Origin of the sequence: Planomonospora parontospora, assembly GCA_014647935.1 — a bacterium.
GTDB classification, from domain to species: domain Bacteria; phylum Actinomycetota; class Actinomycetes; order Streptosporangiales; family Streptosporangiaceae; genus Planomonospora; species Planomonospora parontospora.
Window position 1 is genome coordinate 1 of record BMQD01000090.1, and the last position, 1,263, is coordinate 1,263.

Sequence of the window (1,263 nt, forward strand, 5' to 3'; positions counted from 1 at the left end):
CCTCGGCGAACACCTCGTCCCCGCGCCGCCAGGCCGCCTTCAACCCCTGGAACACCGGCCCGTACCCGTACCCCTGCTCACTCAGGAACTCGTAGGCGCCGTCCACCTCCACCGACACCGCACCCGCCGGAGGCCACTGGGTCAGATCCGCCGTGACCAATGGAATGTCGGCCGCCAGCACGCCCTGGGCGTGCGACGTCCAGGGCAGATCTCCTGCTCCGTCCGGTCGTGAGTAGACGGCGACCGTTCTCCGGTCGTCCTCATCGGGGGCGCCGACGACCACCTGGATCGCGACCGCACCGCGCTCGGGCAGCACCAGCGGCGCCTCCAGCGTCAACTCCTCGACCGCACCGCACCCGACCTGGTCACCGGCCCGGATCGCCAGCTCCACGAACCCCGTCCCCGGAAACAGCACCACCCCGCCCACCACATGATCGGCCAACCACGACTGCACCCCCACCGACAACCGGCCCGTCAGCACCACCCCACCGGAATCGGCCAACGCCACCGCAGCCCCCAGCAACGGATGATCCGCCGCCGACAGACCCGCCGCGCTCACATCCCCCGCCCCCGCACGCGCCCGCAACCAGAACCGCTGCCGCTGGAACGCATACGTCGGCAACTCCACCCGCCGCGCACCCGACCCGGAGAAGTACCGCGCCCAGTCCACGGTCATGCCGTGCGCGTAGGCCCGGCCGACTCCGGTCAGCAGCGTCTCGACCTCGTCCCGGCCCCGCCGCTGCAGCCCCACCGCCTGCACGGCACCGGAGCCCGTGCCGCCCGCGGGGTCGGCACCGCCCGTGCCATCCACAGAGTCCGCACCGGCCGCGGCCGGCAGCTGGGCCGCCAACGCGGTCAGCACCGCGTCCGGACCCACCTCCACCCACCGCGACACACCCAGATCCGCCCGCGCCACGGCCACCGCATCGGCGAACCGCACCGACCGCCGCACATGCTCCACCCAGTACTCCGCCGACCCCCACCCCGCAACCGAACCCGACACGGAACCCGACACCGAAGCCCCGGAAGTCCCGGAACCGGACAGGGAAACCCGCTCGGAAGTCCCAGAAACCGCGGAGCCGGACATGGAAACCCCGGAAGCCGACACGGAGGCCTCGGAAGTCCCGGAGCCGGGCATGGCACCCCCGGCCCCGGACGCCTCGACGGAGGCCGCGGACACCGGCGCACCCGTCACCGTCGAGACCGCCGTCAGCGACGCCTCCACCTGCCGGTAGGTCACCGACTCCGCCACCCGCCGAAACC

Annotated in this window: 1 protein-coding gene; it reads right to left on the minus strand. The window is 73.0% G+C overall.

Translation table 11 applies throughout. The features are described from left to right. Nucleotides 1-961, minus strand: a 961-nt coding sequence (locus IEZ07_RS35240) for a polyketide synthase dehydratase domain-containing protein (protein ID WP_301549390.1), incomplete at its 3' end; no start/stop codon positions are given. Nucleotides 962-1,263: the final 302 nt, after the last annotated feature.